Origin of the sequence: Comamonas sp. Z1, from assembly GCF_008121555.1 — a bacterium.
GTDB lineage: Bacteria > Pseudomonadota > Gammaproteobacteria > Burkholderiales > Burkholderiaceae_C > Comamonas > Comamonas thiooxydans.
In genome coordinates this window covers 727,358-752,002 of record NZ_VOQT01000001.1, presented here as the reverse complement: position 1 = coordinate 752,002, position 24,645 = coordinate 727,358, and the positions used below count along the sequence as shown (strand labels likewise).

The 24,645-nt window shown below is 61.9% G+C and carries 24 protein-coding genes and 1 tRNA gene; 14 read left to right on the top strand and 11 right to left on the bottom strand.

The features are described from left to right. Nucleotides 1-145: 145 nt before the first annotated feature. The 5 genes from FSY45_RS03305 to FSY45_RS03285 form a co-directional block, all read right to left on the bottom strand. On the bottom strand, nt 146-2,332 hold the full coding sequence (locus FSY45_RS03305; protein ID WP_046460625.1) for a TonB-dependent siderophore receptor: 2,187 nt from the start codon (nt 2,330-2,332) through the stop codon (nt 146-148). Nucleotides 2,333-2,412: 80 nt separating this feature from the next. Beyond that, nucleotides 2,413-3,129, bottom strand: a complete 717-nt coding sequence (locus FSY45_RS03300) for a TonB-dependent receptor (protein WP_046460626.1) — start codon at nt 3,127-3,129, stop codon at nt 2,413-2,415. A gap of 340 nt (nt 3,130-3,469) precedes the next feature. Further along, entirely contained in the window at nt 3,470-3,829 is a 360-nt protein-coding gene (locus FSY45_RS03295) for a DUF3325 domain-containing protein (protein WP_046460627.1), read from the bottom strand. Between the two features lie 2 nt (nt 3,830-3,831). After that, nucleotides 3,832-5,532, bottom strand: coding sequence for a PepSY domain-containing protein (locus tag FSY45_RS03290; RefSeq protein ID WP_046460628.1), 1,701 nt, complete (start codon nt 5,530-5,532; stop codon nt 3,832-3,834). Continuing rightward, on the bottom strand, nt 5,529-5,837 hold the full coding sequence (locus FSY45_RS03285; RefSeq protein WP_003061494.1) for a DUF3649 domain-containing protein: 309 nt from the start codon (nt 5,835-5,837) through the stop codon (nt 5,529-5,531). Before FSY45_RS03285 ends, FSY45_RS03290 begins: the two co-directional genes overlap by 4 nt. A gap of 909 nt (nt 5,838-6,746) precedes the next feature. On the opposite strand from FSY45_RS03285, the gene FSY45_RS03280 reads away from it, so the two are divergent. Both FSY45_RS03280 and FSY45_RS03275 read left to right on the top strand, forming a co-directional pair. Next, nucleotides 6,747-7,727, top strand: a complete 981-nt coding sequence (locus tag FSY45_RS03280; protein WP_046460771.1) for an alpha/beta hydrolase — start codon at nt 6,747-6,749, stop codon at nt 7,725-7,727. Between the two features lie 16 nt (nt 7,728-7,743). Beyond that, nucleotides 7,744-8,601, top strand: coding sequence for a GNAT family N-acetyltransferase (locus FSY45_RS03275; RefSeq protein WP_034356690.1), 858 nt, complete (start codon nt 7,744-7,746; stop codon nt 8,599-8,601). Nucleotides 8,602-8,880: 279 nt separating this feature from the next. Here the strand turns inward: FSY45_RS03275 and FSY45_RS03270 are convergent, their stop codons facing one another. Together FSY45_RS03270 and FSY45_RS03260 are read right to left on the bottom strand one after the other, a co-directional pair. Beyond that, nucleotides 8,881-9,357: a heme-binding protein gene (locus FSY45_RS03270; RefSeq protein ID WP_223305624.1), complete on the bottom strand. Its 477-nt coding sequence runs from the start codon at nt 9,355-9,357 to the stop codon at nt 8,881-8,883. Nucleotides 9,358-9,500: 143 nt separating this feature from the next. Continuing rightward, nucleotides 9,501-10,457 (bottom strand): folate-binding protein YgfZ, encoded by a 957-nt coding sequence (locus FSY45_RS03260; RefSeq protein ID WP_046460629.1) that lies wholly within the window; start codon nt 10,455-10,457, stop codon nt 9,501-9,503. A 44-nt stretch (nt 10,458-10,501) separates the two neighbouring features. Here FSY45_RS03260 and mltG point away from each other — a divergent pair, with 44 nt between their 5' ends. From mltG to FSY45_RS03230, 6 genes are all read left to right on the top strand, one after another. After that, nucleotides 10,502-11,494: an endolytic transglycosylase MltG gene (gene mltG / locus FSY45_RS03255; protein WP_034356694.1), complete on the top strand. Its 993-nt coding sequence runs from the start codon at nt 10,502-10,504 to the stop codon at nt 11,492-11,494. A gap of 89 nt (nt 11,495-11,583) precedes the next feature. Then, nucleotides 11,584-12,273, top strand: a complete 690-nt coding sequence (tmk, locus tag FSY45_RS03250; RefSeq protein ID WP_046460630.1) for a dTMP kinase — start codon at nt 11,584-11,586, stop codon at nt 12,271-12,273. Then, the gene (gene holB, locus FSY45_RS03245; RefSeq protein WP_046460631.1) at nt 12,270-13,295 is read left to right on the top strand and encodes a DNA polymerase III subunit delta'; all 1,026 of its coding nucleotides are present in this window, start codon (nt 12,270-12,272) and stop codon (nt 13,293-13,295) included. The genes tmk and holB overlap by 4 nt, the downstream gene beginning before the upstream one ends. 89 nt (nt 13,296-13,384) lie before the next feature. Further along, nucleotides 13,385-13,741, top strand: coding sequence for a PilZ domain-containing protein (locus FSY45_RS03240; RefSeq protein ID WP_046460632.1), 357 nt, complete (start codon nt 13,385-13,387; stop codon nt 13,739-13,741). A gap of 113 nt (nt 13,742-13,854) precedes the next feature. After that, complete coding sequence (locus tag FSY45_RS03235) at nt 13,855-14,685, top strand: TatD family hydrolase (protein WP_003061510.1); 831 nt, start codon at nt 13,855-13,857, stop codon at nt 14,683-14,685. After that, the gene (locus FSY45_RS03230; protein WP_046460633.1) at nt 14,682-15,410 is read left to right on the top strand and encodes an ankyrin repeat domain-containing protein; all 729 of its coding nucleotides are present in this window, start codon (nt 14,682-14,684) and stop codon (nt 15,408-15,410) included. The genes FSY45_RS03235 and FSY45_RS03230 overlap by 4 nt, the downstream gene beginning before the upstream one ends. Nucleotides 15,411-15,523: 113 nt before the next feature. On the opposite strand, the gene msbA is transcribed toward FSY45_RS03230, so the two are convergent. Next, nucleotides 15,524-17,392 carry a lipid A export permease/ATP-binding protein MsbA gene (msbA, locus tag FSY45_RS03225; RefSeq protein WP_046460634.1) on the bottom strand — a complete coding sequence of 623 codons (1,869 nt, stop codon included), beginning with the start codon at nt 17,390-17,392 and terminating at the stop codon, nt 15,524-15,526. A 300-nt stretch (nt 17,393-17,692) separates the two neighbouring features. Here msbA and tolB point away from each other — a divergent pair, with 300 nt between their 5' ends. The 5 genes from tolB to FSY45_RS03200 all read left to right on the top strand — a co-directional run bounded on the left by tolB (nt 17,693) and on the right by FSY45_RS03200 (nt 21,373). Continuing rightward, complete coding sequence (tolB, locus tag FSY45_RS03220) at nt 17,693-19,012, top strand: Tol-Pal system beta propeller repeat protein TolB (RefSeq protein ID WP_034361226.1); 1,320 nt, start codon at nt 17,693-17,695, stop codon at nt 19,010-19,012. A 67-nt stretch (nt 19,013-19,079) separates the two neighbouring features. Next, nucleotides 19,080-19,607, top strand: coding sequence for a peptidoglycan-associated lipoprotein Pal (gene pal, locus FSY45_RS03215; protein WP_003061517.1), 528 nt, complete (start codon nt 19,080-19,082; stop codon nt 19,605-19,607). Next, nucleotides 19,607-20,368: a tol-pal system protein YbgF gene (ybgF, locus tag FSY45_RS03210; RefSeq protein WP_003061519.1), complete on the top strand. Its 762-nt coding sequence runs from the start codon at nt 19,607-19,609 to the stop codon at nt 20,366-20,368. Before pal ends, ybgF begins: the two co-directional genes overlap by 1 nt. Continuing rightward, nucleotides 20,368-21,192 carry a ThiF family adenylyltransferase gene (locus FSY45_RS03205; protein ID WP_046460635.1) on the top strand — a complete coding sequence of 275 codons (825 nt, stop codon included), beginning with the start codon at nt 20,368-20,370 and terminating at the stop codon, nt 21,190-21,192. Before ybgF ends, FSY45_RS03205 begins: the two co-directional genes overlap by 1 nt. A 105-nt stretch (nt 21,193-21,297) precedes the next feature. Then, nucleotides 21,298-21,373, top strand: a tRNA-Lys gene (locus tag FSY45_RS03200). A 764-nt stretch (nt 21,374-22,137) separates the two neighbouring features. Here the strand turns inward: FSY45_RS03200 and FSY45_RS03195 are convergent. Next, nucleotides 22,138-22,323 (bottom strand): hypothetical protein, encoded by a 186-nt coding sequence (locus FSY45_RS03195; protein WP_003070780.1) that lies wholly within the window; start codon nt 22,321-22,323, stop codon nt 22,138-22,140. 359 nt (nt 22,324-22,682) lie between these two features. On the opposite strand from FSY45_RS03195, the gene FSY45_RS03190 reads away from it, so the two are divergent. After that, on the top strand, nt 22,683-23,231 hold the full coding sequence (locus FSY45_RS03190) for a lipocalin family protein (RefSeq protein ID WP_080944392.1): 549 nt from the start codon (nt 22,683-22,685) through the stop codon (nt 23,229-23,231). Between the two features lie 417 nt (nt 23,232-23,648). Here FSY45_RS03190 and FSY45_RS03185 read toward each other — a convergent pair whose 3' ends face one another. Both FSY45_RS03185 and FSY45_RS03180 read right to left on the bottom strand, forming a co-directional pair. Then, nucleotides 23,649-24,047, bottom strand: a complete 399-nt coding sequence (locus tag FSY45_RS03185; RefSeq protein ID WP_046460636.1) for a c-type cytochrome — start codon at nt 24,045-24,047, stop codon at nt 23,649-23,651. After that, nucleotides 24,044-24,613, bottom strand: coding sequence for a ferritin-like domain-containing protein (locus FSY45_RS03180; RefSeq protein WP_039051222.1), 570 nt, complete (start codon nt 24,611-24,613; stop codon nt 24,044-24,046). The genes FSY45_RS03185 and FSY45_RS03180 overlap by 4 nt, the downstream gene beginning before the upstream one ends. Between the last annotated feature and the right edge of the window lie 32 nt (nt 24,614-24,645).

Sequence of the window (24,645 nt, the reverse complement as noted above, 5' to 3'; positions counted from 1 at the left end):
ATCCTCCAGCCGCTTGCGTGCGGCACTTCAATCAAGCGCAGCCTGCCTCGCCAGCCGACCTCACAAACTGAAGAGAAGGTGTCTTTGACGCCTTCGCCTCGGATTTCATAGTGGCGGCTGGACATTGTTCGCATTGCCTGCCCGTTCAGTAACGATAGGTGGCAGTCAGCAGAAAGTTGCGGCGTTCGCCGTAGAAGCAGTCGCCGCGCGCCAGGCATTGGGTGATTACCACCTTGTCGCCGATATTGTTGGCATGCAGGGCAAGGCGCCAGTCGCCGGCGTCATAGGCCACCATCGCGTCGGCCAGCAAGGACGAGGGCGTGTCGATGGCAGAGGTGCCGCTCCACTGCGGTCCGATATAGCGCAGACCGGCGCCGAGACTCCAGCCTCCGCGGCCCTGAGCGGCAAATCGATGCATCAGCCAGCTGGATGCCATATGGCGCGATACCGAGGCCACGCGCTGCCCCTGGTCGCCCGCGTTGCTGCGGCTGATTTTTGCGTCGGTATAGGCATAGGCCAGCGTCCAGTCCCAGTTTCTGGCCAGGCTTGCGATCAGCTCGGCTTCAAAGCCCTGGGTTTTGACCTCGCCCAGTTGCAGGCTGTTGAGCGGGTTGCCCGGATCATTTGTCTTGCGATTCTGTTCACGCAGGCCGTATACCGCGGCGTAGCCAGAGATGCCTTTGCCCTCGGGAATCCATTTCACGCCGGCTTCCAACTGCTTGCCGCGCTGGGGCTTGAATGGCGTGCCGTAGAAGTCCACGCCGCCCAGAGGCTGGAAGGATTCGGTGTAGCTGACATAGGGGGCCCAGCCGCCACCGGCCTGATAGGTCACACCCAGGCGCTTGGTGGTGGCAGAGTCGTCGGCGGCCGCTGCCGGGCGACCTTCGGTCTCTGTTTTGGCCTTGTCGTGACGCAAACCTACTGTCGCGGTCCAGGGGCCCCAACGCAACTGGTCCTGCAGATAGAAACCGAGCTGGCGCTGTGCCACATTGGGCGCACGTACCAGCTGGGAGGCAGAGGGCGGCGTGAACGTGCCATACACGGGGTTGTAGACATCGAGCGCAGTGCCTGGCCCGCGCCAGTTGGATTGGTTGCTGGTGTTGCGCTGCCAGTCCATGCCTGCAAGCAGCTGGTGCTGAACCTCACCGGTCTGCAGCAGGCCTTCGAGTTGCGTGTCGACCAGCAGCATGCGTCCGCCGTTGATCTGCCATACGGTATCGCGTTGTACGGTGCGGCCGTTGGCGTCAAACACCGGACGTGCCGGACGGCCCGTGGCTGCGTTGGCTGCAAAGCTGGTGTAGAGCGTACGGTAGTCCACCTCGCTGATGGTGCGGCGCAGGTTCTGACGCAGTGTCCATTGAGGGCTCAGACGATGGCTGAACAGATAGCCAAAGGACTTGTTTTCGGAGTCGTACTTGTCCCAGCCTGGTTCGCTGATAAAGGTGTTTGTCGGAATCTGCCCATAGGGGCTGGGCAGGCGCGTGCCCTGCCAGGGAAAGAACTGGGTGATGGAGCCGCTCTTGTCCTTTTGATACAGGGCTTGCAGCGTCAGCGAGGTATCGGTGCTGGGACGATAGGTCAGCGAAGGCGCAATCACCACGCGGTCGTCCTTGACGTGGTCGACCTGGGTGTTGCTGTCGCGGCCCACTGCCACCAGGCGATAAAGCCACTTGCCTTCCTCGTCCATGGCGCCGGTCATGTCGCTGGCAATCTGCTTGCGACCGTGGCTTCCAAGCTGAATCTGCACCTCATTCAGCCGCTCGGCCTGCGGGCGCTTGCTGGTCAGGTTGAGCACGCCGCCCACGCTGCCCTGGCCATACAGCACGGAGGAGGGGCCGCGTAAAAATTCCACGCGCTCCAGCGTATAGGGCTCGACCTTGATGTTGTTGTAGGTGCCGTAGGTGCGCAGCAATCCGTCCTGGTACTGGCTGACATCGCCGCCGCGCGCCTTGAACGAGTCCACGCGGTTGTCGAAATAGCTGGAGTTGATGCCCGCCGTATAACGTGTGGTTTCACGCAGGGTAGTCACCCCCTGGGCCTCGAACTGGTCGCGCGTGACCACGCTGATCGATTGCGGCGTTTCGATCAGGGGCGTATCTGTCTTGGTGGCCGAAATCGCCCGCCGTGCGACAAAGCCGGTGACCGGGCCTGTGGCGGTTTCGCCGGCCAGATTGTCTTGCACGGTAACAGGAGCGAGCGTGACTTCGGCATTGCTGTTGGTGCTGGTGGTGGAGGGCGAGGTCTGAGCGTGTGTGCCCAGGCTCAGACAGGTCAGTGCGCTGAGCAAGACCAGCGAACGTCGGTCGGGCAGACCGGGATAAGAGGAGTTCATGTTGCGTTTGTCAGGTGGATGGCCCGGCAAAAAAAGCGTCGAGGCTGTTTGCGTTGGCGGGTTCGAAGCGCGGCAGCGCATCAGGGCTTGGCGGCCGCAGGCAGGGCGGGTGATGGCATGCCGTCTTCGACGCTGAAGCTCAGCGTGGTCACATAGCTGGCCTCGCCATAGCTCTTGCCTTGCGCCTCGCCGCCTTGCTTGTGGCTGTGATGCACCTCGGCCACATACAGTCCCTTCCAGGGGAGGGCAAAGCTGACACGGCCTTGCTCGTCGCTTTGTGCCTCGCGTGACCAGCCCGACGGTGCGACGATCTGCACCTTGGTCTTGGGCAGGGCCATTCCGTTGAAGCTCACCATGAGCTGGCCCGGCTTGCCTGTGGGCACCAGATCAAGGGCTTGGGCATTGGCGGCCACGGCTTGTCCCGGCGTTGCCACCCAGCGGGCCGCAGGCACCCATAGCAGGGCTGGCTCATTGCGCTTGCTGCGGTCGATCAGGGGATAGGCAGCGCTGGCAAAAAGGGTTTGGGCCTGACTTGCGGCGTTGTAGCTGAAGCCTGTGGCATTTCGCCGGCCGCTCAGTTGCAGCGTGCCGCTGGCTGTTTGCTGGGCCAGCGTGGGCGTGGCCAGAAATTTGTCCAGCGCCCCAGGCGAGGTTTCGCGTAGGTTGTCATTGAACTCACCAAAAAACAACTGGGTCTGGCCGCCATCGTTCTCCAGCCAGACTTGATGAGCTTGGGCGGAGCCCAGACTGGCAAGCAGCAGAGTGGCGAGAGCAATGGGATGATAAAAATTGCGCATGAAAACCTCCTTGAATGCTGGATAGGTGAATGAATTCTTCTGAGCGAGTGAAGGTCTTCTGCCCGATATCCGGACTCAAGCGTCGGCCCGGACTCCAAGAAAAGAGAGCCTGTTGATCTCTTGTATGGCCCTGTGCTTTTTCCTCGCACCTCTTGTTCAATCGATTGGCCACGGCCAGCCATGCAAGGGCCGAGGCGGCTGCTGCATCGCGATGCGCACGCCATGTCCTTGCCCGGTCATGATCGGGATTCCCGTCGCATCAATAGCTGCCTGGGTTCTCAGTCATTGATGCTCAGCGGCTCTCTGATTCGTGGCCCCTGCGGGTTCTGAGTGCAGTCCGTCAAGGACCGAGGCGGTCGAAGGTAAAAACCAGTATTCCCAGTGTCAGTGCCATCAAGCCAAACAGAGGCAGGCGCTGCGCTTGCCAGGTCGCCATGCTGGTGGCGGCCAGAGCCGACAGGCAAAGAGCGGCCGTCCACACGGTGGCCGACATGGCAGCGGTGGTTGCACCCGGAAAGCCCAGAGCAATGCCCAGTGACAATGCCAGCAGGAGCCAGCCGGCTTGGAACAGGCGCTGGCGGCGCAGTACTGCGGCGGGAGATTCACTCTCGATATCCGGCCAAGCGTCTTCATGGTGTCGGTCCATGGCCAAGGCAAGAGCCGTCCAGGCGGCAGAGCACAACAGAAAGTCGAGCAGCATTGCTATGCCTCCTGCGCCGTGTTGTCGCCGGGAATCCGCGCGGCGTTGGGTTTGCGCTCGGACTTGGCAGCGGCCGCATGTCTGGCTGCGGGCAGGGGCCTGTGTTTCAGCAGATGTCGGGTGAGGGCGGCAAGCATCAGCCCCGTGACCGCAAAACTCAAATCCATGCCGGCCCAGCTCCACTCCATGGCCGGCAGGCTGATGCCCAGATGAGTTGAGGTGGTCAAGGCATTGACCAAAGGCAATAGCAGGTATGCGGTGGCGGCCATGCCCAGAACCAGTGCCCATCCTTGGCGCGTGGGCCGGATCAGGCCCAGCAGCAAGGCCAGAGCCCAGGTGCCGAAGAAGCAGGACAGTTCGGCATCGGGCCGGCCTGGCATCTCCAATGGCAGCAGCCGGTTGGCCAGCAGGTAGGCCGCGATCGCCAGCGGCAGGCCGCCCATGAGGCCGATATTGAAACTTGCCACCAGCCGTTCGCCAAAGGGCAGGGGGGCGGCAGGTGTCTTGCGCAGGGCCTGGGTGCGGCGCTTGACCGACCACAGTATCAGGCCCGAGGCAATCATCAGCGAACCCATGACGCCAAAGCCAAACAGCACCCAGCGCATCCCGATGTCGGCGAAACGCCCCAGATGCAGGCCATAGAGCACGCCATAGGTTTTGATGGCTGGGCTTTGTGGATCGACCTGGGTTTGCAGCTGGCCGGTGCGGCCATCGAAACGCAGCCGCGCTGGTCCGTATTGCAGCCTGTCGCCGTCGTGGCGGGTGATCTCCACCAGCGGGCCCTGGCTGTCGCTGCGCACGGTGATGCTGCCGACACGACCGCCCCGCCACAGCTGACTGGCCTGGCTCAGCATGGGGCCCAGATCCAGCATGGGCAGGGGTTCGGCCTGTGCGTTGCTGCCACGCCTGGCGCTGCGCGCACCGGGAACATCGCCCTGCAACTCGGAGAAATAGCTTTGCGAATCCGTTCCTTTTGCGCCAGGGTAGGCGGCGGCTATGCCGGCCGGCATATACATGGCGTGAAAGATCATCAGACCGCTGAACGTAATCATCAGATAGAACGGCAGCACCAGTACCCCCGAGACGTTGTGTGCGTCCAGCCAGGCGCGCTGTCCGCCCTTGCGCGGGCGAAAGGTGAAGAAGTCCTTGAAGATGCGGCGATGCGTGACCACCCCGGTCAGCAAGGCAATGAACATCATCAGCGTCGCCGCGCCTACCACCCAGCGGCCCTGGATCGTCCAGCGGCCCTTGTGAGCGGTGCGAAGCTCGAAATGGAAGCGGTAGAAAAATTCTCCGCCAGCGGTCTCTCGGGCCTGCAGTGCGGCACCGGTTTGCGGGTGCAGCAGCAAGGTGTCGAAGCGGCTGTTGGGCTTGTCGCGCCACAGCATATTGACGGCCGGCGTGCGTTCATCGGGCAGACGCATGATGAAGTTGCTGACGCCCGGCGCGTGCTCGTGCAGCGCCGCCTGGGCGCGTTGCGCAACGTCGCTGTCGGACGGTGGCAGGCCATGCAGCTCGGGTCGCATCCACAGATTGAATTCGTTCTTGAAGAAGCTCAGCGTGCCGGTGACGAAAATCGCAAACAGAAGCCAGCCCAGAATCAGTCCCGACCAGGTATGCAGCCAGGACATGGCCTGGCGAAAACCCTCCTGCTCGGGCTGGTGCGTGGTTCTGGCGCTTGTCTTGGTTTGAGGGGCGGTCATGCTTCCACCCCCAACCACAATGGCCCATACAGCGCTGCGCTTAGGGCTAGGGCAGGAAGGAGTACACCGGCCCAGGCAAGCCAAGCCGTGCGTGCATAGAAGGTCCAGGCAATAGCCATGGCGTAGATGACCCAGGACAGCAAGGTGGCGGTCATCACCGCCTCCACGCGGCCCATCAGGGAACTCAGCAGCAGACTCAGGGCAGCCGTACTGACTGCGGCCAGCGCATAGCCTCCAAGGATGGCAGCCAAACTGCGCGAGGCAACCGCAAGGCGGTAGTGAATAAGGGGCGATGTGGCTTTCATACCGCTTCCTGATGCGCTGGAGCTGGGCGGCAAGGATTGCCGCAGACAGAAGCTGCAACGACAAAGCGCGGGTGAATCACCCTTGGCGAGGAAAAGCAGGTATACGGAGAGCTCAGCATGACAGACAACCAAACGATGCAGTCGGTTCGCTGGCTGGCTTGTGTCAAGAAATCATGCTGGCATGCGAAGAAATGTAAAGCCGATTATAGATGCAATTGAGAATGATTGTTATTTATTTATGATTCGGCTTACAGGGCCTAAAAAACGGCATCTGAAGTTCTTCCCATCATTGGGCCATTGCCTGCCTGGCGGACGCCTGAAGGCCCTTCCTGGAGCGGTGGGCGACTCATCGCCGGGGGCAGACCGGTATTCCCCTGAGCTCTACTTGGTGCGCAAGCTAGTTCTTCTTCTTCTCTTCTGCACATGCTCTATTGAGACCATCGCGGATGGCTGGTGAACTGGCTGAAGCGGGGCATGCATTGTGTGCAGGATGCCTCGGATCGGCACAGGACACCTTTATGCGTCTTCTCAGGCAGTACTCGCAGGAATTGCAGGGGCCGCGTGCTTTTTTTGCCGCTGTGTTGACGGGCGGAGTGGGCAGCCGCGATGCACAGGCCCTGCATGGGCTCTCTGGCCGTTCTGGTCTCTTTGCTGTTGTGGTTCACCTCGGCTCAGGTGGGCGACGATGTCGGCATGTCGGGCCTGCTCTATGGACTGACGGTCTGGATGCTCCTGCCGCAGGTCCTGCTTCACAGGGATCCTGCGGCTGCCGCCGTGTTGCTGCTTGTCATGGGCTGGCTCCATGGAACGTCTGCGACGGTATCGATTACCAACAATTGTCGGCACTTGCCTGCAGACTTCGGAGTTGCAACGCACAATGCCAGCCTGTGTTTTTTAATCGTCGTGATCATGTCCGATTCCTCTGCGGCTTTGCCAGCCAGTCTGACACCATCCATGCGCGATGTGCTGCGTCGCATGGAGCGGGCCGCGCGCACTCCCATGCACGAGCTCGGTGCGGAAGCTGCCAAGGCGGCTTATGAAGCTGGCGCCGGCGTGCTTGAAATCCCCAAGCAGGCCTTGCCCCGTGTGGAGGACCTGCAGATTCCCGCACGCGACGGAGCGAATCTGCCGGCCCGCCTCTATGCACCTGTGACCCGCGATGAAGCCCCCGCTGCGGGCTTGCCTGCGCTGCTGTATCTGCATGGTGGCGGCTTTACGGTAGGCAGCGTGGCCACGCATGACCAGCTTTGTCGCCAGCTCGCACACCTGGCGGGTTGTATGGTTGTGTCGCTGGACTACCGCCTGGCGCCGCAGTTCCAGTTCCCCGTTGCACATGATGACGCCTGGGATGCGCTGCAGTGGCTGACGGCCCATGCGGCGAGCCTGGGGGCGGATGGCAGCCGCATGGCTGTCGGTGGCGACAGCGCCGGCGGTACGCTGGCGGCAGCCTGTGCCATCGAAGCGCGCAACGCCGGCCTCAAGCTGGCCTTGCAGCTGCTGATCTACCCGGGCACCACGGCGCACCAGGATACCGACTCCCATCGCCGCTTTGCCCATGGACTGGTTCTTGAAGAAGTTTCCATCACCTGGTTTTTTGCGCAATATATCGCCAGACGCCAGGATCGCGAGGATTGGCGCTTCGCTCCTTTGCTGGCTCCCGATGTCGACGATGTCGCACCCGCCTGGATCGGCCTGGCCGAGTGCGATCCCCTTGTGGACGAGGGCGTGGAATATGCTGACAAGTTGCGCATGGCAGGCGTGCCTGTGGATCTGGAAATCTACAAGGGCGTGACCCATGAGTTCGTCAAGATGGGGCGCGTGATTGCCGAGGCGCGTCAGGCGCACCGGGACATGGCGCAGGCCTTGCGCGGCGCGTTTGGATTGAATTGAAACCAGAGTGAGAACCATGAATCGACAGGACTTTCGCAGCTTTACGCGTATCGAGGTGCGCTGGGCCGAAGTGGACGCGCAGAAGATCGTCTTCAATGCCCACTATCTGATGTATGCCGATGTGGCCATCACCAACTACTGGCGCCAGCTGGCCATTCCTTACGAGGCAGGCTTTGCATCACTGGGCGGCGAGCTGTTTGTGAAAAAGGCCAGCACGGTCTATCACGGATCGGCCACTTTGGGCGATGTGCTGGATGTCGGCATCCGCTGTGTCAAACAAGGCAATACCTCGCTGCAGTTCGAGGCAGGCATCTTCCGGGGCATGGAGCTGCTCAACACCGTGGAGCTGGTCTATGTGTTTGCCGACGCGGCGACGCAGACCCCCAGGCCCGTGCCCCAGGCCATGCGGGATCTGCTCACGGCCTATGAAGCAGGGCAGGAGGTCGTCACGCTGCGCTCGGGCAGCTGGAACGATCTGGGGCGCGATGCCGAGCGCCTGCGCCTGGCCGTGTTTGTGCGCGAGCAGGGCGTGCCGCGCGAGATCGAGATCGACGAGCTCGACCCTGTGGCGCGTCATGTGGTCTTGTTCAACGGCTTGAACCAGCCCGTGGCCACGGGCCGGCTGGTCAGCGATGCGCCGGGCGTGGGGCGTATCGGCCGCATGGCCGTGGATCGCAGCGTGCGCGGCGGCCGCTGGGGGCGCATGGTGCTAGAGAGCCTGATGGATGCGGCGCGCGATCGCGGTGACAAGGAAATCGTGCTGCACGCGCAGCGCCATGCTGAAGCCTTCTATCTGCGCGCAGGCTTTACGCCGGTAGGCGAGCCTTATGAGGAGGCCGGCATTCCCCACATCACGATGTGCAAAGTGCTTTGATACATCCTTTTTGATAGCTTATAACGCTTTATATGTAAGCGTTTAAGCCCGACTTGATGCTTGATGTGAAGGAGCGCCCATGGCAAGAATCATGACCGTCCTCAGCCTGATCGGGGTGGCGGTGGCCGCCTATGTGGCTTATCGCTACGGGGTCTTCTGAGTCCGTTCGGCCGAGGTCCAGGACAGAGGTGAGCGGGCGGCTGAAGGTGGGGGCCGCACGCAGGCTCGAGCCCAGCCCTTTCTCCGCTGCGTGCCGGCGGCATTGCTGCAACTGATCCTTCAGCGCGGTGATGGCCTTATGAGTGCAGGCTTCGTCCAGATGGCCGCCAGGCGCACCGGCCACGCCAATGGCACTAATGGCACCAATGTTTCATTGCCGATCTTCAGGGGCACGCCGCCGCCCAGCACCAGGAAGCCGGGGATATTCGCCATGCCGGCCGCATCGGGATTGGACTGAATGGCTTTGGCGATGCCGCTGGTGGGGTTGCGCGACGAAGCAGAGGTGAAGGTCTTGGCGTGCGAGGCTTCAGCGGTGTGAGGGCCGGCACCATCGGCACGCACCATGGCCAGCAGCACGCCAAAGCGGCCCACACCGAGGCGCTGACGTTGTAGCCGTCGGCGCTGCAGGGCACCACGGTCTGCCGGGCCAGCTGCGGGTGGAGGCGGTCGCTGGAGCTGCGCTGCGGGCTCCAGCAAAGTCTGGCCGTTGAGGCGTCGCAGACCACTGCCATCCGGCAGGACGTTGTCGTCCAGCAAGTGAGAGGAATCAATGCGAACGCAGAGCCAGCTTTCGGGGTCTGCTATCTTTTTGAGGAAAAGATAATGACCCGGGTGCAAGTAAGGTTTAGCGGTGGCCGGGCCCGCACTGCCAGGCCTGCGGCAGTGCGGGTCCGAGACGTTCAGATATCCGCCAGCAGCTCGTAGGGCAGGGGCTGGGTCTGCAGTGCGATTCCCTTGCCCGCATCGGCGCTCTGGCCTTCGGCCAGCGCTGCATGGGCAAACAGATCGTCGCGGGTGGAAGAGGCAATCTGCATCGAGACGATGGCATCCCAGCCGCCTTGCACAGCTGCTGCTGCCTGCACCACGGTGCCGGTTGCCTGCTCGAGGTCTTCGGCGCTGAAGACTTCCTGGCCGACGCTCAGAGCCTGGTCGGCATGAACCAGATAGGCGCGGCGCTTGAGCGTGCCGCGGAACTGGCTGCGAGCCACCACTTCCTGGCCGGGGTAGCAGCCCTTCTTGAAGTTGACGCCGCCCAGGGATTCGTAGTTCAGCATCTGGGGCACGAAGGCATCGACCACGGGAGCCGATAGCGTGGCCACGCCGCTCTGGACTTCGGACCATTGCCAGAGGTCTTCGCTCAGCAACTGTCCTTCGGGGGCCTGACCCGCAGGGCCTACCCACAGCGCACGCTGGTTGCCTGCAGCGGGGTAGAGCGCGATCACATGGGCATCGCCTTGCTGCTTGAGCGCCCAGGCGGCCGCATTCTTGCCGGCAAGCTGCTCGGCGGCCTGGCCGGCCAGGCCGTAGAGAGCGAAGTCAGCCGTCGCATCGCTGAGCTTGCACTGGGCGCGCAGCACAAACATGGACAGGCGCTTGAGCGTGGGGGCCAGCAGGCTGCGGTCACAGATCAGCACGATTTCGTCGGCGCTGAGCCTGAAGCCGATGAAGCTGGCCAGCATGCGGCCCTTGGCCGTGCAAAAAGCCGCAAGGCGGGCCTGATCGAACTTGAGCAGCGCGAAATCGTTGCTCAACTGGCCGTGGAGAAAGCTGGCTGCGTCGGCGCCAACGGCGCGGATGACACCAAGGTGGGAGATGGGGGTAATGCCGTTCAGGGGCAGCGTCTTGGGCTGGGTCATGGCTGAATTATGATCGTCGCTCTATGTACTGATGGATCTAGCTTGTGCGTGCCCTTATTCGAGCACTGATATTTTTGCTGCTTCTGGCTGCCCTCGCGGCGGGAGGCGCCTGGTGGTGGCTGAACCAGCCGCTGCAGTTGTCCGAGCCCAGTCTGGAGCTGGAGATAGAGCCCGGCACCACGCCGCGTGGCGTGGCGCAGAACGTGGTCAAGGCCGGGGTGCAAACCGATGCGCGTTTGCTCTATGCGTGGTTTCGCTTCTCGGGCAAGGATCGCGCCATCAAGGCCGGCAACTACGAACTGAGCACAGGTCTCACACCTTATGTGCTGTTGCAGAAGCTGGCGCGCGGCGAGGAAAGCCTGCGTGCGCTGACTCTTGTCGAAGGCTGGAACTGGCGCCAGGTGCGAGCGGCGCTGGCGCGTGAGGAATTCCTCAAGCAGGATAGCGCAGGGCTCAGCGACGAGGCTGTGATGACGGCACTGGAGCGCGCGGGCGTGCCGCCCGAAGGCCGCTTCTTCCCCGATACCTATACCTACGCCAAGGGCAGCTCGGACATGGCCGTGCTGCGCCGTGCGCTGCATGCCATGGATCGCCGTCTGGCCGATGCCTGGGCCATGCGGGCGGCCAATACCCCGCTCAAATCCGCCGATGAGGCCCTGATCCTGGCCAGCATCGTGGAAAAGGAAACCGGCCGCGCCGCAGACCGCGCGCAGATTGCCGGCGTTTTCTCCAACCGCCTGCGCATAGGCATGCGTCTGCAGACCGATCCTTCGGTCATCTATGGCGTGGGGGCCAGCTTTGACGGCAATCTGCGCAAGCGTGATCTGCTGGAGGACACGCCCTGGAACACCTATACCCGTGCGGGTCTGCCCGTCACGCCGATCGCCATGCCCGGCAAGGCTGCGCTGATGGCGGCCGTGCAGCCCGATCAGACCAAGGCCCTGTACTTCGTGGCCAAGGGCGATGGCACCAGCCATTTCAGCGCCTCGCTGGACGAGCACAATAGAGCCGTCAACCGCTACCAGCGCGGTCAGTGAGCAATCTTAGAGGGTACAAGGCCGTGGCCTGTGCCCTGTGTCGAATCAAACAACTGGTGCCGCCATGCGCCGCACTAGAGGAAATATCAGTGAGTACAGCTTTACCCAAGGGTCTGTTCATCAGTTTTGAGGGCATCGATGGCGCGGGCAAGTCCTCGCATATCGAGGCACTGGCCCAGGCTTTTCGCGATCAGGGCCGGGTGGTCACGCTCACGCGCGAGCCCGGAGGCACGTCACTGGCCGAAAAGCTGCGCGCCCTGATGCTGCATGACGCCATGGACCCGCTGACCGAGGCGCTGATCGCGTTTGCGGCCCGGCGCGACCATCTGGTGCAGGTCATAGAGCCGGCGCTGGCGCGTGGCGAGGTGGTCATCAGCGACCGCTTCACCGATGCCACTTTCGCCTACCAGGGCGCGGGCCGCGGCTTCAGCTGGGAGCAGTTGTCGGCTCTGGAGCGCATGGCTCAGACCGGTACTGCGCTGCATGCCGGTCCGGACTCGGACTTCATGCGCGAGCCCGATATGACGCTGTGGTTTGACCTGCCTGCCGAAGTGGCTGCCGAGCGCCTGGCCACGGCCCGTGTTCCCGACCGCTTCGAAGCCCAGCCCGGCGAGTTCTTTGCCCGCGTGGCCCAAGGCTATGCGGAGCGAGCCCGGACTGCGCCTGGGCGCTTTGTGCGCATCGACGCCCATGCCAGCCGCCACGCCGTGTGGCAGCAGATCACCCAGGCCGTGGTGCGCAAGGGCTGGCTGGCCATCATGGTGGGCAGCAAGCCATGAGTGCCGGCGACGTTGAAGCGCCCTGGATCGCCGCGCAGCGTGGCCGCCTGCTGGCCCAGCGTGGTCATGCCTGGCTGCTGCAAGGGCCTTCGGGTCTGGGTCAGTACGCTCTGGGACTGTCGCTGGTGCGCGCCTGGCTTTGCGAGCAGCCGTCTGCGCAAGGCGCTTGCGGCCACTGCGCCAGCTGCCATGCCATCGAGGTGCGTGCCCATGCCGATCTGTGCGTGCTCATGCCGGAGGTGCAGATGATGGAGCTGGGCTGGCCGCTGCCGGAAAAGGCCCAGGCCGACATCGACGACAAGAAGCGCAAGCCCAGCAAGGAAATCCGCGTGGAAGCCATGCGCGATGCCGTGGAGTTCTGCCAGCGCACCAGCGCGCGCGGACGTGGCAAGGCCGTGCTAGTCTACCCGGCCGAGCAAATGAATGCGATTACTGCCAATGCCTTGCTCAAAACGCTGGAGGAACCACCCGGAGACACCCGTTTTGTGCTGGCCAGCGAGGCCGCGCACCAACTGCTGCCCACCATTCGCAGCCGTTGCCTGACGCACACCATGACCTGGCCTGCGGCGGCCGAGGCCGCGCAGTGGCTGCAGGCGCAAGGCCTGAACGAGCCGGATGCGGCAGCGGCCTTGCAGGCTGCCGGCGGTCGACCCGGCGATGCGCTGCGCATGGCGGCGGACGCGGGCAAGGCCGCCGCCTGGGCCCAATTGCCCAGGCAGCTGGCCAAGGGGGATGTGGCGGCGCTGGCGGCTTTTGCCCCGGTGGATGCCGTGCAGGCGTTGCAGAAGATCTGCCACGACCTGATGGCCCTGGCCGGTGGCGGCGAGCCCCGGTATTTCTCGCCTGCCGATCTGCCGGGCAAGCCGCTGCCCATGGCGCTGCTGGCCGAATGGTCGCGCGAGCTGGTGCAGGCGGCGCGCACGGCCGATCACCCTTTCAATGCGGGGCTGATGATGGAGGCTCTGGCCTCCAGGGCGCGGGCGGTACTGATCTCGGGCAAAGCCGCCAGAGCCGTGCGCTAGGTCATGAAGCACGGTTTGGTCAAAATTTTTCCGGGTGTTAACCTCGCGAGTACAGCCGCCCGGCTGCCACAAGAATTCTGCTACCCACTATGAACGCAACTACCACCCCTCGTCCCAGCGTGATGCAGCTGGCGATCAAGGAAAAGGCGGCGCTGTATGCCGCCTATATTCCGTTGTTTGCCGAAGGGGGGATTTTTGTGCCCACGCAGCGTGACTATCGTCTGGGCGATGATGTCTATGTGCTGCTGACCCTGCCCGATGATCCGCAGCGCTACCCGATCGCGGGTCGGGTGGCCTGGGTGACGCCCGAGCGTGCTTCCGGCAATCGCACCCAGGGCGTGGGCATCCAGTTTCCCAAGGATGCCAAGTCCGCCGAGCTCAAGGCCAAGATCGAGCAGATTCTGGGCACGGCCCTGAGTTCCGAGAAGCCGACCCAGACAATCTGATTATTAATACTGGCGCACTCCCACATCAGTGACGCCGAACAAGAGCCGTCTCGCAGCGATGGCGTCGACCCCTGGGGGAAGCGGCGCAGCCGCTCAGGGGCGGTCCAATTTCTATGTTTACCGATTCCCACTGCCACCTGAATTTCCCCGAGCTGAGCGCCAATATTGCGCAGATCCGCGAAGCCATGGCCGCTGCCAAGGTCACGCGCGCGCTGTGCATCAGCACGACGATGGAAGAGTTCCCCGAGGTGCACCAGCTGGCGCTGGACTACGACAATTTCTGGGCCACCGTGGGCGTGCACCCCGATACCGAAGACATGACCGAGCCCAGCGTGCAGGACCTGGTGGAGCGTGCAGCGCTGCCGCGCGTGGTGGCGATAGGCGAGACCGGGCTTGATTACTACGGCATGGAGGACCGCAAGGGCGGCCGCACGATTGCCGATCTGGAATGGCAGCGCGAGCGTTTTCGCACGCATATCAGGGCAGCGCAGATCACGCAAAAGCCGCTGGTCATCCACACCCGCAGCAGCTCCGACGACACCCTGGGCATTTTGCGCGAGTGCGGGGAGGCAGATTCCGCCACCCAGGCCGGCGGTGTCTTTCACTGTTTCACCGAAACCGCCGAAGTGGCCCGTGCCGGTCTGGACATGGGTTACTACATCTCCCTGTCGGGCATCGTGACCTTCAAGAATGCCCAGCATCTGCGCGACGTGGCGGCCTTCGTGCCGCTGGACAGGCTGTTGATAGAAACCGACAGTCCTTATCTGGCGCCCGTGCCCTACCGCGGCAAGACCAATAATCCTTCATACGTGCCCTTTGTGGCCAAGCAGATTGCCGAGGTGCGCGGCATTTCCATCGAGGAGGTGGCCGCAGCCACCAGTGCCAACTTTGACCGCCTGTTCAAAGGCGTGACCTTGTCAGCGAACTCTGGAGCCAGTGCATGAGTCTTTTTGCTGCCCCATCGATTGCATCGTCATTGAGCCGCCGCCAGAGCCTGCGCTGGGCCTGTGCTGCTGTCGTCGGGGTGGCGGGCCTGCCAGGACTGGCACGAGCCAATGACTACGAGGACTATTCGCGGGCGCTGGTCAGCGACAACTCCAGTGCCATGGTGAATCTGATCTTTCGCGGCTTCAATGCCAACACCCTGGATTCGCGCGGGCGGCCGGGGCTGGTGGCGGCCCTGCATCAGGACTCGCTCAAGGTCTTCGATGTGCTGCTCAAGGCGCCGCGCATCGATGTCAATCTGGCCTCGCGCCAGAATGAGACGCCGCTGATGATGGCCTGCATCAAGGGCCATCTCGACATCGTGCGCGAGCTCATCAAGCGCGGTGCCGACGTCAATCGCGAGGGCTGGGCGCCGCTGCATTACGCGGCCTCTGCCGATACGCCGCAGACGCTGGACATCATCAAGCTGCTGCTGGAGGAAAGCGCCTATATCGATGCCGCTTCACCGAACGGCAGCACGCCGCTGATGCTGGCCGCCCAGTACAGCAGCGAAGCCGTGGTCAGGCTGCTGCTGCAGGAGGGGGCGGACATCACGCTGCGCAACCAGCGTAATATGACGGCAGCGGACTTCGCCAGACTCGCGGACCGGCAGTACATGGTCGATCTGCTGGGCAAGGCGCTGCAGCATGAGCGCCGTACCCAGCCCTCGCGCGGGACCTGGTAGCGGACGGGGTTCAGCGCCACTCATTGCTATTTTGATAGCTGCTAGCGCCCAATGAAAAAGGACTTCAGGGTCATCTGACTCTGAAGTCCTTTATTTATATGCGGTAGCAGCTCTTAAATTTGAGGCTCGCCGGGGGTCGAGCTGCGCACCTGGTTGTGCAGGCGGGCATAGAGGCCGCCCAGCTCCATCAGCTGTGCATGCGAGCCTTGCTCGGCGATCTGGCCGCGCTCCATGACGACCACGCGGTCCGCATGCTCGATGGTGGACAGGCGGTGGGCGATCACCAGCGTGGTGCGGCCCTGCATCAGCCGGTTCAGGGCTTGCTGGACCAGGCGCTCGGACTCGTTGTCCAGTGCCGAAGTTGCTTCGTCCAGAATCAGGATCGGCGCGTCCTTGTAAAGCGCGCGGGCAATGGCCAGGCGCTGGCGCTGGCCGCCCGAGAGCTGGCTGGCATTGTGGCCCACCAGGGTGTGCAGGCCCTGAGGCAGATTGCGCACGAAGTCGCCCAGATTGGCGGCTTCCAGCGCGGACCAGACGCGGGCCTCGTCAATCTCCTTGCCCAGCGCCACATTGGCCGCGACGCTGTCGTTGAGCATGACCACGTCCTGGCTGACCATGGCGAACTGCTGGCGCAGCGTGTTCAGGTCCCAGTCGGCCACGGGCACGCCTTCCAGAGTGATCTGGCCGCTGGTGGGCGAGAAAAAGCGGGGCAGCAGATTGACCAGCGTGGTCTTGCCGGCACCGGACGGCCCGACCAGGGCCACGACTTCGCCGGCCCTGACGTTCAGGCTCAGGTGCGAGAGGGCCGGAGCCTTGTCCGCGCCGAACTGCACGCTCACATCGCTCAGCTGCAGCGCGCCGCTGACCTTGGCTGCGGGCTTGAAACTACCGCCTTGCTCGTCGGTGGAGCCTTCGAGCAGGGCCAGGCCACGCTCCAGTGCGGCCACCCCGCGCGTGATGGGGTTGGCCACATCGGCCATGCGGCGAATGGGCGCAATCAGCATCAGCATGGCCGAGATGAAGGCGGCAAAGCCGCCCACGGTCACATCCTGCACGCTGGCTGAGCCGATGGCGGCGCCGCCTTCGCGGCTTTGCCACAGGGCGATGCAGAGAATCACCGACAGCGCAATCGCCGCCAGCACCTGGGTCAGCGGCGTCATGGCGGCCGAGGCGATGGTGGCCTTGGTGTTCAGGCCGCGCAGCTGCCGGCTCAACTCGCCAAAGCGCGACTGCTGCGAAGCCTGGGCACCATGCAGGCGCACCATGCGGTGGGCCAGCACGTTCTCCTCCACCACATAGGCCAGCTCGTCGGTGGCCGTCTGGCTGGACTTGGTGATGCGGTACAGACGGCGCGACAGCGTCTTCATGACCCAGGCCACGCCCGGCACCATGAAGGCCACGATCAGCGTGAGCTGCCAGTTCAGATAGATCAGGTAGCCGAGTAGGGCGATCAGCGTGAAGCCGTCGCGAGAGATGCTCATCATGGCCTGCACCAGCTGCTGGGCACCGGTCTGCACCTCGTAGACGATGGTGTTGGACAGCGCCGATGCCGATTGCCTGGAAAACAGGCTCATGTCGGCGGCCAGCAGGCGCTCGAACAGCTTCTGGCGCAGACCCAGCATGCCGTCATTGGTGATGCGTGCCAGGGCGTACTGTCCCGTGAACTGGGCCAGGCCGCGAATGACGAACAGGCCGATCAGAAACACCGGCACCGTCCACAGCGCAAGCGAGCCAGCCGTAAAACCGCTGTCGAGCAAGGGTTTGAGCAGTGCCGGCATGGCGGGCTCGGTGGCTGCCCCCACCAGCGTGGCCAGTATGGCCAGACCCCAGGCCCAGCGCTGGCCCGAGAAATAAGGCGTCAGGCGCTTGAGGCGCTGCATCAGCGGCAGCTCGGATGGATTGACGGGGGCCGCTTGAGCGGGAGCTGGGGCAGGGACGGCCTTGGCGGTCTCGCTCGGCGATGGGGACGGTGTGGCTTGCATAAGCGCGTGATTTTAGGGCTTGTGCTTTTGGAGTCCGCACGGATCTCAATAGATGAAATTCTGGATGAAGTTGTAACGAACTATGCCTGTTTGAATATAAAGCGCAAGCCTGCGGCAGAATTGGCCTGGGGCTTGTCCCTGCACTCATGCAGACTCTGGCATGCTCCCGATCTGAAAGTTTTGTGGCACTTGCGTTTGATCACCCTACTGAGCACGTTCTTACATCAGGAATCCGTCAGTGTGTGTAACATTCGCGCTTGTGTTTGTACCGGGCAATTCCGGAAATTTTGATGGCTGCCAATGACTATTGACCGACTTCCATCCCTGACAACCTGGGCGGCAGGGCCGCGCGCTTCCCGCAGAGCCATGCTGGCAACGTTAGCCGCCACGCCGGCCCTTCCGGCACTGGCCCAGTTCAGGGTTGAGGTAACAGGCGTGGGCCTGACACAGTTGCCGATCGCAATTGCCCAGTTCAAGGGAGAGGGCTCGGCCCCACAGAAGATTTCCGCCATCATCCAGGCCGACCTGGAGCGCAGCGGACAGTTCCGCGGCGTGGATGCCTCAGGCCTGGCGCTTGACGAGACCTCACGCCCCGATGTGGCCCAGTGGCGTCAGAAGGGTGCCGATTCGCTGGCGACCGGCAGCATCACGCGTCTGGCGGATGGCCGCTGGGATGTGCGCTTCCGCCTTTGGGATGTGGTCAAGGGCCAGGATCTGGGTGGTCAGGGCTTCGCAGTCACCACCGGCGATCTGCGCCTCGTGGCCCACCGCATTGCCGACTACATCTATGAAAAGCTCACGGGCGAGAAAGGCATTTTCTCCACCCGCATTGCCTATGTGACCAAGGCCGGTGCCCACTACCGCCTGTGGATTGCCGATGCGGACGGCGAGAATGCCCAGTCCGCGCTGTCCAGTCCCGAGCCCATCATTTCCCCTGCCTGGGCGCCCAACGGCACGCAACTGGCCTATGTGTCCTTCGAGTCACGCAAGCCCGTGGTCTATGTGCACGATGTAGCCAGCGGCCATCGTCGTCTGCTGGCCAACTTCCGCGGCTCCAACAGCGCTCCCGCCTGGTCGCCAGACGGCAGCCGTCTGGCCGTGACGCTGAGCCGCGACGGCGGTTCGCAGCTGTATCTGCTCAGTGCCCAGGGCGGTGAGCCCCGCCGTCTCATGCAAAGCAGCGGCATCGATACCGAGCCCTGCTTCTCCAGTGACGGCCGCACCATTTACTTTGTCAGCGATCGTGGCGGTGCACCTCAGGTCTACAAGGTCTCGTCCTCGGGCGGCAGTGCCGAGCGAGTGACCTTCACCGGCAACTACAACATCTCGCCCGCCATCAGCCCCGACGGCAAATGGCTGGCCTATATCTCCCGCGTAGGCGGTGGTTTCAAGCTCCAGGTCATGGATCTGGCGACAGGCACAGTGAACTCGGTCACGGACACCACGGCGGACGAAAGCCCGAGTTTTGCGCCCAATAGCCGTCTGATTGTTTACGCCACCATTCAGGGCGGCCGTGAAGCACTCATGACCACCACGCTGGACGGCAAGATCAAGGCGCGTCTGGCCGGTGCAAGTGGAGACATACGTGAGCCCGATTGGGGCCCGTTCCAAAAACACTGATCTGAAGTTTGCTTTCCTTCTTTCTTTCTAGTGATGAAGTCCGTTGTGGACTGTTCGGAGAAATCTCATGTTGACTATCAAACGTCTTTCCCTGGCTTTGGCTGTGACCGCGCTGGTCGCAGGTTGCAGCTCTGGCGTCAAGCTGGACGACAAGCCCGTTGACGGTTCGCTGTCCAGCCAGGGTGCTGGCACCAGCGGCCAGGGCCAAAGTGGCGTGTCGGGCGTGGACCTGACAGGTTCCGCCGCTTCCAAGGCCGGCCCTCAGGGTGTCAGCCGCATCGTCTACTTCGACTTTGACAGCTACTCTGTCAAGGCTGATGCACAGCCCCAGATCGAAGCCCATGCCAAGTTCATCAAGGCCAACCCCGCTGCCAAGGTGCAACTGGAAGGCCATACCGACGAGCGCGGCGGCCGTGAATACAACCTGGCCCTGGGTCAAAAGCGCGCTGAAGCCGTGCGCCGTTCTCTGGGCCTGCTGGGTGTGAACGACGCTCAGGTTGAAGCAGTGAGCTACGGCAAGGAAAAGCCCGCTGCTGAAGGTCATAGCGAAGACGCCTACGCTCAAAACCGTCGCGTTGAAATCAACTACCGTTAATGATGAAGCAGGCCTTGTTGACTCTCCGTCACGCAACGCTGCCTCGCTTGGTGGTGGCCGGCCTGCTGGCCGGCTCTGCCATCAGCGCCCATGCAGCCCTGTTTGGTGATGACGAGGCGCGCCGCGCCATCATCGAACTGCGCCAGCGCGTTGACAGCCTGCAGCAATCGCAGGAGCAAACCCGCCGCAGCCTGCTAGACCTGCAGTCGCAGATCGAGTCGCTCAAGTCGGACCAGGCCAAGCTGCGAGGTCAGAACGAGCAGCTGACACGCGATGCCGCAGAGTTGCAGCGTGGCCAGAAAGATCTGGCCAAGGGCTTTGACGAGCGGCTGCGCCAGTTCGAACCCGTCAGCGTGACTGTGGACGGCGTGGAGTTCACCGCGGATCGCAATGAGCAGCAGGAATTCGAGCAGGCTCTGGGCATGTTCCGTTCGGGCAAGTTCCCCGAGGCCGGTCAGGCCTTCGCCGCTTTCCTGCGCCAATGGCCCAAGAGCGGCTATACACCGTCGGTGCGCTTCTGGCTGGGCAACTCGCAGTACGCCACGCGCGACTACAAGAATGCCATCGCCAATTTCCGCTCGGTCATGACCAATGCACCCATGCATGCTCGTGCACCCGAAGCGGCCCTGTCCATCGCCAACTGTCTGGTGGAACTCAAGGACACCAAGGCAGCTCGCAAGACCCTGGAAGAGCTGCTGCAGGCCTATCCGAACTCGGAAGCCGCAGGGATTGCAAAGTCCAAGCTGGCGACGCTCAAATAATGGCTGAATATTCTCAGCCTCAAGCGGAAACAGCGCCCCAATCCGGCGCTGTTTTTTCTATGGAAGAAGCAGATGTGCAGCGCCGCTTTGGCGGTTTGGAGCGCCTCTACGGCGTGCAGGGGGCAGCCCGGATTCGTGCGGCCCATGTAGTGGTGGTCGGTGTGGGCGGAGTCGGTTCATGGACGGCCGAGGCTCTGGCGCGCAGCGGCGTGAGCCGCTTGACTTTGATCGATATGGACCATGTGGCCGAGTCCAATATCAATCGCCAGATCCACGCGCTGACCAGCACGGTGGGGCAGGCCAAGATCGATGCCATGCGTGATCGTATCGCCGAGATCAATCCGGCCTGCGTGGTCAATTGCATCGATGAATTTGTCGATCCGGACAACTGGCAGCAACTCTTGCCGGCAGATGCCGATGCGGTGATAGATGCTTGCGACCAGATCAAGGCCAAGGCCGAAATGGCGGCACATGCGCGCAAAACCAGACAGTGCTTTATCTCCGTTGGTGCCGCAGGCGGCAAGCGCATGGCCCACTTGGTGGACATTGCAGACCTGAGTGCGACAACCCATGATCCGCTTCTGTCGCAGCTGCGCTACCGGCTGCGCAAGCAGCATGGCGCTCCCAAGGATGGCAAGCGCATGGGGGTGACTTGTGTGTTCAGCCGCGAGGCCGTCGCACCACCGGATGCATCTTGCTCAATCGAGGGCGGTGATGGCAGTCTCAACTGCCACGGTTATGGTTCGGTCGTAGCTGTGACAGCTACCTTTGGTCAGTGCGCAGCAGGCTGGGTACTTGATCAATTGGCCCGCAAACCAAGCTAATCCAACTAATTCAACTAATTCAAGAATTAGGCAAAGAGCCGGAAAAAATAGATTACAATAACGTCATTCCACTGATTAGGCAACTACTGCTTTTGATGTGTGGCAGGGTCTTTAGCTCAGTCGGTAGAGCAGCGGACTTTTAATCCGTTGGTCGCGAGTTCGAATCTCGCAGGACCCACCAGAATACATAAGCCGCTACAGCTGTTAAAGCTGTAGCGGCTTTTATGTTTTATTCCCGTGGTGGAGCATTCATCGCTCCAAGGAATTGCGGTTTGCCCTCCTTGCGCGTTCATGGACACGGGTGGCCCTTGCTCTGTCGGCCTACAGTTCGGGTAGCGCTCCGTATCGATTCTTGTGTCGGGTCTGGAGTAAGCATGCAGAGCTGGAACCTGGTCCAGTGCATGCATCATGCCTTCCCTCATCGTGTCGGCCACGACTCTCTGCCAGCCCGAAGTGAAGCCTGATGGGGCCAGCAGCCTTGGTGATTGGTGCATTTGTGTCGCGAGGCTTCAGGGGGCGGCAAAGCAAGCCGGCGAACGACCGGGATATGCATGGTCTGAGCTCTCTTTTCTGCAAGGTCAGCGAACTCAGCCATCAAGGCAAGTGGGGGCGCTGTCGAGCTGCTAGTTGCGACAGGCTCGCCTGGCATTTGCCATGCATAGATGCCAAAGCGCGCTCAAGGCTCCTTGGATCAGGCTTGCGTACTCAACCCGAGAACTTCCGGGCCGTTTCACCAAAGGCTTTGTCCGTCGGAGTAGCGAAGCTGCTTTCCTCCGGACAGGCTGCGGCTCAGCAGATCGGTCAGTTGAAGTGATGATGGAGCCAGACCCTGTTTTTTGGCATGCCAGCGGTGCTGGCACTGGTCGCCATGTGTTTGCCGAAAAGCAGAACCCCGCTCAGTGAACAGTGGCGGGGTTCGTCGGGAGAGCGGAGACAGAGTTGCAGTTACGGGGTTTTGCTTCTTCCCCGGTAGTTCAGGTCAGTGGCCGAGTAGTTCTCACGCTTGCGCCAGTCCATTTGAATCGGGCCGGCATGGTTGGCAGGATAGGTGATGCGCTCTTTTTCGCGATTGAGTTCCCACTGCTTTGCATCCACGATGCGATGGACTGTGGACTCTTTGGATTTACTCATGGGGAAGGCGGCCTTCAATCAAGTTTCTGAACCTAAAGAAGACGGTACAGCTGCAGGGATGGCGAGTCCAGTGAATTCGCCTGATGAATGACGGATCGCTTGGATTACGTTGGAATCACGACTACTAGAGGATATTTTTAGGGTAGATGCGGATAGTTGCTGCTTGGGGATGGGCTGTGTTCCCGTCAAGGTGTCAGCCTTGAAGCGGTTTGAGGCCTGTGTTGCAGCTCAAACGCTGCAAACAGAGCGCAGGAGAATTCTCGTCCGGCGTATTGGTCCCGGAATGAGAAAAAGCCCGCTTTGCAAGGCGGGCAGGATGATGGATGGTTGAATGAGGTTTTCAACCTCGATGAACAACAATGCATTTTTCGAGAAGTGCTTTGCTTCGTACTGCTGCTTTGACTGCGGTTGCAGCAGGAACTGCTGCTGCGTTTTGGGGTTGCTCTGTCTCGGTACCCCACGGCCTGCAGCCCGTGAACGGCTTTGATGCCAAGCGCTACGTGGGCACCTGGTATGAATTGGCAAGGATCGACCACCGCTTCGAAACAGGACTAACGCAGGTATCGGCACAATACAGCCTCAACGACGATGGCACGGTGACGGTAGTCAACCGAGGTTATGACGAAACGAAGAAGGAATGGCGTGAGGCCAGGGGCAGGGCGCGCTTTCAGGGAGACCCCAGTGTGGCTGCGCTCAAGGTTTCTTTCTTTGGTCCGTTCTACGGCGGCTACAACGTGGTGAGCCTGGATGTCGAGTACCAGACTTCCTTGGTGATAGGCAACAGCTTGGACTATTTCTGGTTGCTTTCGCGCAGCAAGACCATGCCCGAGCAGCAATTCAGACGACTGCTTGAAAGGGCTCAGTCACTGGGTGTTGACCTGAATCGTGTGCAGGTTGTCGCACAGTAGTTCAAGCACTGCAGCGATATTTTGCAAGGCGGCAACAAAAGGTGCAGGACTTGGCAAGCAAAAAGCCGGCCCATGCGGCACCCCGTCTGGATTCAGTCAGTTCATGTTTGGCGTCATGGCGCGGGACTGTGAGTACCATCGCTGACTGTTGACCCATCCGCCTTGATTGCTGAAAGGCAATGTGCCCGGGTGGGCGATGTCTTCGACTGTGACTGCTAGACCCAAATACATGCAGCCGGCGATCTGTCGTCCACATCTTGCCTCGATGCGTATTCCGGTTGGGCCGACTCCTCGCGCCGGAGGCGAGGCATGGTGTTGCATCGGGCGATGGAATCCACCGCCTGAAGCAGTCGGCCTGAGCATTTTCTTGGTGAACTGCTTCAGGCCGATTGAGATGCGCAGCTAGGGTATATGCGTTCAATGCGGGAGTGCTCGAAGGGAATGACACTCTCGTGAATCGTTGGCTTGCTTGAGGTAGGCAATCAAGTCGCTACGCTCCTTGGAGTCAGGGATTCCGGCGTACGTCATTGTCGTACCTGGTAGCACCTTCATGGGCTGGGTCAGGAAACGGTCGAGTGTTTTTTCGTCCCAGATGAAGCCGGAATTCTTCATCGCATTCGAGTAAGCAAAGCCGGGAACCGTGCCAGCACGCCGTCCCAACAGGCCGCAATGATGCGGTCCCACTCGGTCATATGCCAGCGCATGGCAGGCCGCGCAGCGAGCGTATATCTGCTCGCCATGAAGTTTGTCAGGTGCTGCATGCACTGTCGCAGCGAACGACAGCATGCCAAGCAGCAGCCACCGCTCGGTGTTCATGATACGAATGCCGTGGGGACCGGTGCTTCGCCCACTGCCTGGCGCAGTACAGCCCAGTGCATGGCTTCATCACCCAGAATGCTGGCCGCAGCCCTGGATAGTTCTCGATTGCCGAACAAGGGAACGGCTCCCAGATAAGCACTGACGGCCCCTTGCTCCAGTCGTGCCGCAAAGCGCAGCACATCCTCCTGTGATTTCAGCTGATTTGCTGGGAAGTTGTAAGCAGTCTTGGGGACTACCGGCTTGCCACCCAGTTTTTCAACCGTCTTGGCTAGTAGTTCAGCATGCGCTTTGTGATGGCCCTGGAAGGTCAGGGCCAGATCCAGCACCGAGTGTTGCAGCAGTTTGCTTTCTGCTCCCAACTGATAAGCAGCGATGGCCTCCAGCTCTGCACTCAGGGCGGTGTTCAGGATTTGAGTGTCCTGGACTTTTCCATCGCCGGTTTTGGCGGCTAGCGCTTCACGGCCGGCTAATAGCGCAACAGCGGCACCTGAAAGCATCAGCCCGGATTGGCCAAGAAAAAGGCGGCGCGCCTCCTGTGGATGAGCGATATGCAAAAACGACATGATGCACTCCTTCGTGGGTGACGAGGCCAGCT

What these genes read in the sequence shown, in the direction of transcription:
- ybgF (WP_003061519.1), top strand. Translation starts at nt 19,607, where the DNA reads ATGATGAAGCAGGCCTTGTTGACTCTCCGTCACGCAACGCTGCCTCGC.
- FSY45_RS03280 (WP_046460771.1), top strand. Translation starts at nt 6,747, where the DNA reads ATGTCCGATTCCTCTGCGGCTTTGCCAGCCAGTCTGACACCATCCATG.
- FSY45_RS03205 (WP_046460635.1), top strand. Translation starts at nt 20,368, where the DNA reads ATGGCTGAATATTCTCAGCCTCAAGCGGAAACAGCGCCCCAATCCGGC.
- FSY45_RS03305 (WP_046460625.1), bottom strand. Translation starts at nt 2,332, where the DNA reads ATGAACTCCTCTTATCCCGGTCTGCCCGACCGACGTTCGCTGGTCTTG.
- FSY45_RS03235 (WP_003061510.1), top strand. Translation starts at nt 13,855, where the DNA reads ATGTTTACCGATTCCCACTGCCACCTGAATTTCCCCGAGCTGAGCGCC.
- FSY45_RS03195 (WP_003070780.1), bottom strand. Translation starts at nt 22,323, where the DNA reads ATGAGTAAATCCAAAGAGTCCACAGTCCATCGCATCGTGGATGCAAAG.
- pal (WP_003061517.1), top strand. Translation starts at nt 19,080, where the DNA reads ATGTTGACTATCAAACGTCTTTCCCTGGCTTTGGCTGTGACCGCGCTG.
- FSY45_RS03285 (WP_003061494.1), bottom strand. Translation starts at nt 5,837, where the DNA reads ATGAAAGCCACATCGCCCCTTATTCACTACCGCCTTGCGGTTGCCTCG.
- FSY45_RS03300 (WP_046460626.1), bottom strand. Translation starts at nt 3,129, where the DNA reads ATGCGCAATTTTTATCATCCCATTGCTCTCGCCACTCTGCTGCTTGCC.
- FSY45_RS03295 (WP_046460627.1), bottom strand. Translation starts at nt 3,829, where the DNA reads ATGCTGCTCGACTTTCTGTTGTGCTCTGCCGCCTGGACGGCTCTTGCC.
- FSY45_RS03260 (WP_046460629.1), bottom strand. Translation starts at nt 10,457, where the DNA reads ATGACCCAGCCCAAGACGCTGCCCCTGAACGGCATTACCCCCATCTCC.
- FSY45_RS03180 (WP_039051222.1), bottom strand. Translation starts at nt 24,613, where the DNA reads ATGTCGTTTTTGCATATCGCTCATCCACAGGAGGCGCGCCGCCTTTTT.
- FSY45_RS03240 (WP_046460632.1), top strand. Translation starts at nt 13,385, where the DNA reads ATGAACGCAACTACCACCCCTCGTCCCAGCGTGATGCAGCTGGCGATC.
- FSY45_RS03190 (WP_080944392.1), top strand. Translation starts at nt 22,683, where the DNA reads ATGCATTTTTCGAGAAGTGCTTTGCTTCGTACTGCTGCTTTGACTGCG.
- FSY45_RS03185 (WP_046460636.1), bottom strand. Translation starts at nt 24,047, where the DNA reads ATGAACACCGAGCGGTGGCTGCTGCTTGGCATGCTGTCGTTCGCTGCG.
- FSY45_RS03275 (WP_034356690.1), top strand. Translation starts at nt 7,744, where the DNA reads ATGAATCGACAGGACTTTCGCAGCTTTACGCGTATCGAGGTGCGCTGG.
- msbA (WP_046460634.1), bottom strand. Translation starts at nt 17,392, where the DNA reads ATGCAAGCCACACCGTCCCCATCGCCGAGCGAGACCGCCAAGGCCGTC.
- FSY45_RS03230 (WP_046460633.1), top strand. Translation starts at nt 14,682, where the DNA reads ATGAGTCTTTTTGCTGCCCCATCGATTGCATCGTCATTGAGCCGCCGC.
- tolB (WP_034361226.1), top strand. Translation starts at nt 17,693, where the DNA reads ATGACTATTGACCGACTTCCATCCCTGACAACCTGGGCGGCAGGGCCG.
- FSY45_RS03290 (WP_046460628.1), bottom strand. Translation starts at nt 5,532, where the DNA reads ATGACCGCCCCTCAAACCAAGACAAGCGCCAGAACCACGCACCAGCCC.
- holB (WP_046460631.1), top strand. Translation starts at nt 12,270, where the DNA reads ATGAGTGCCGGCGACGTTGAAGCGCCCTGGATCGCCGCGCAGCGTGGC.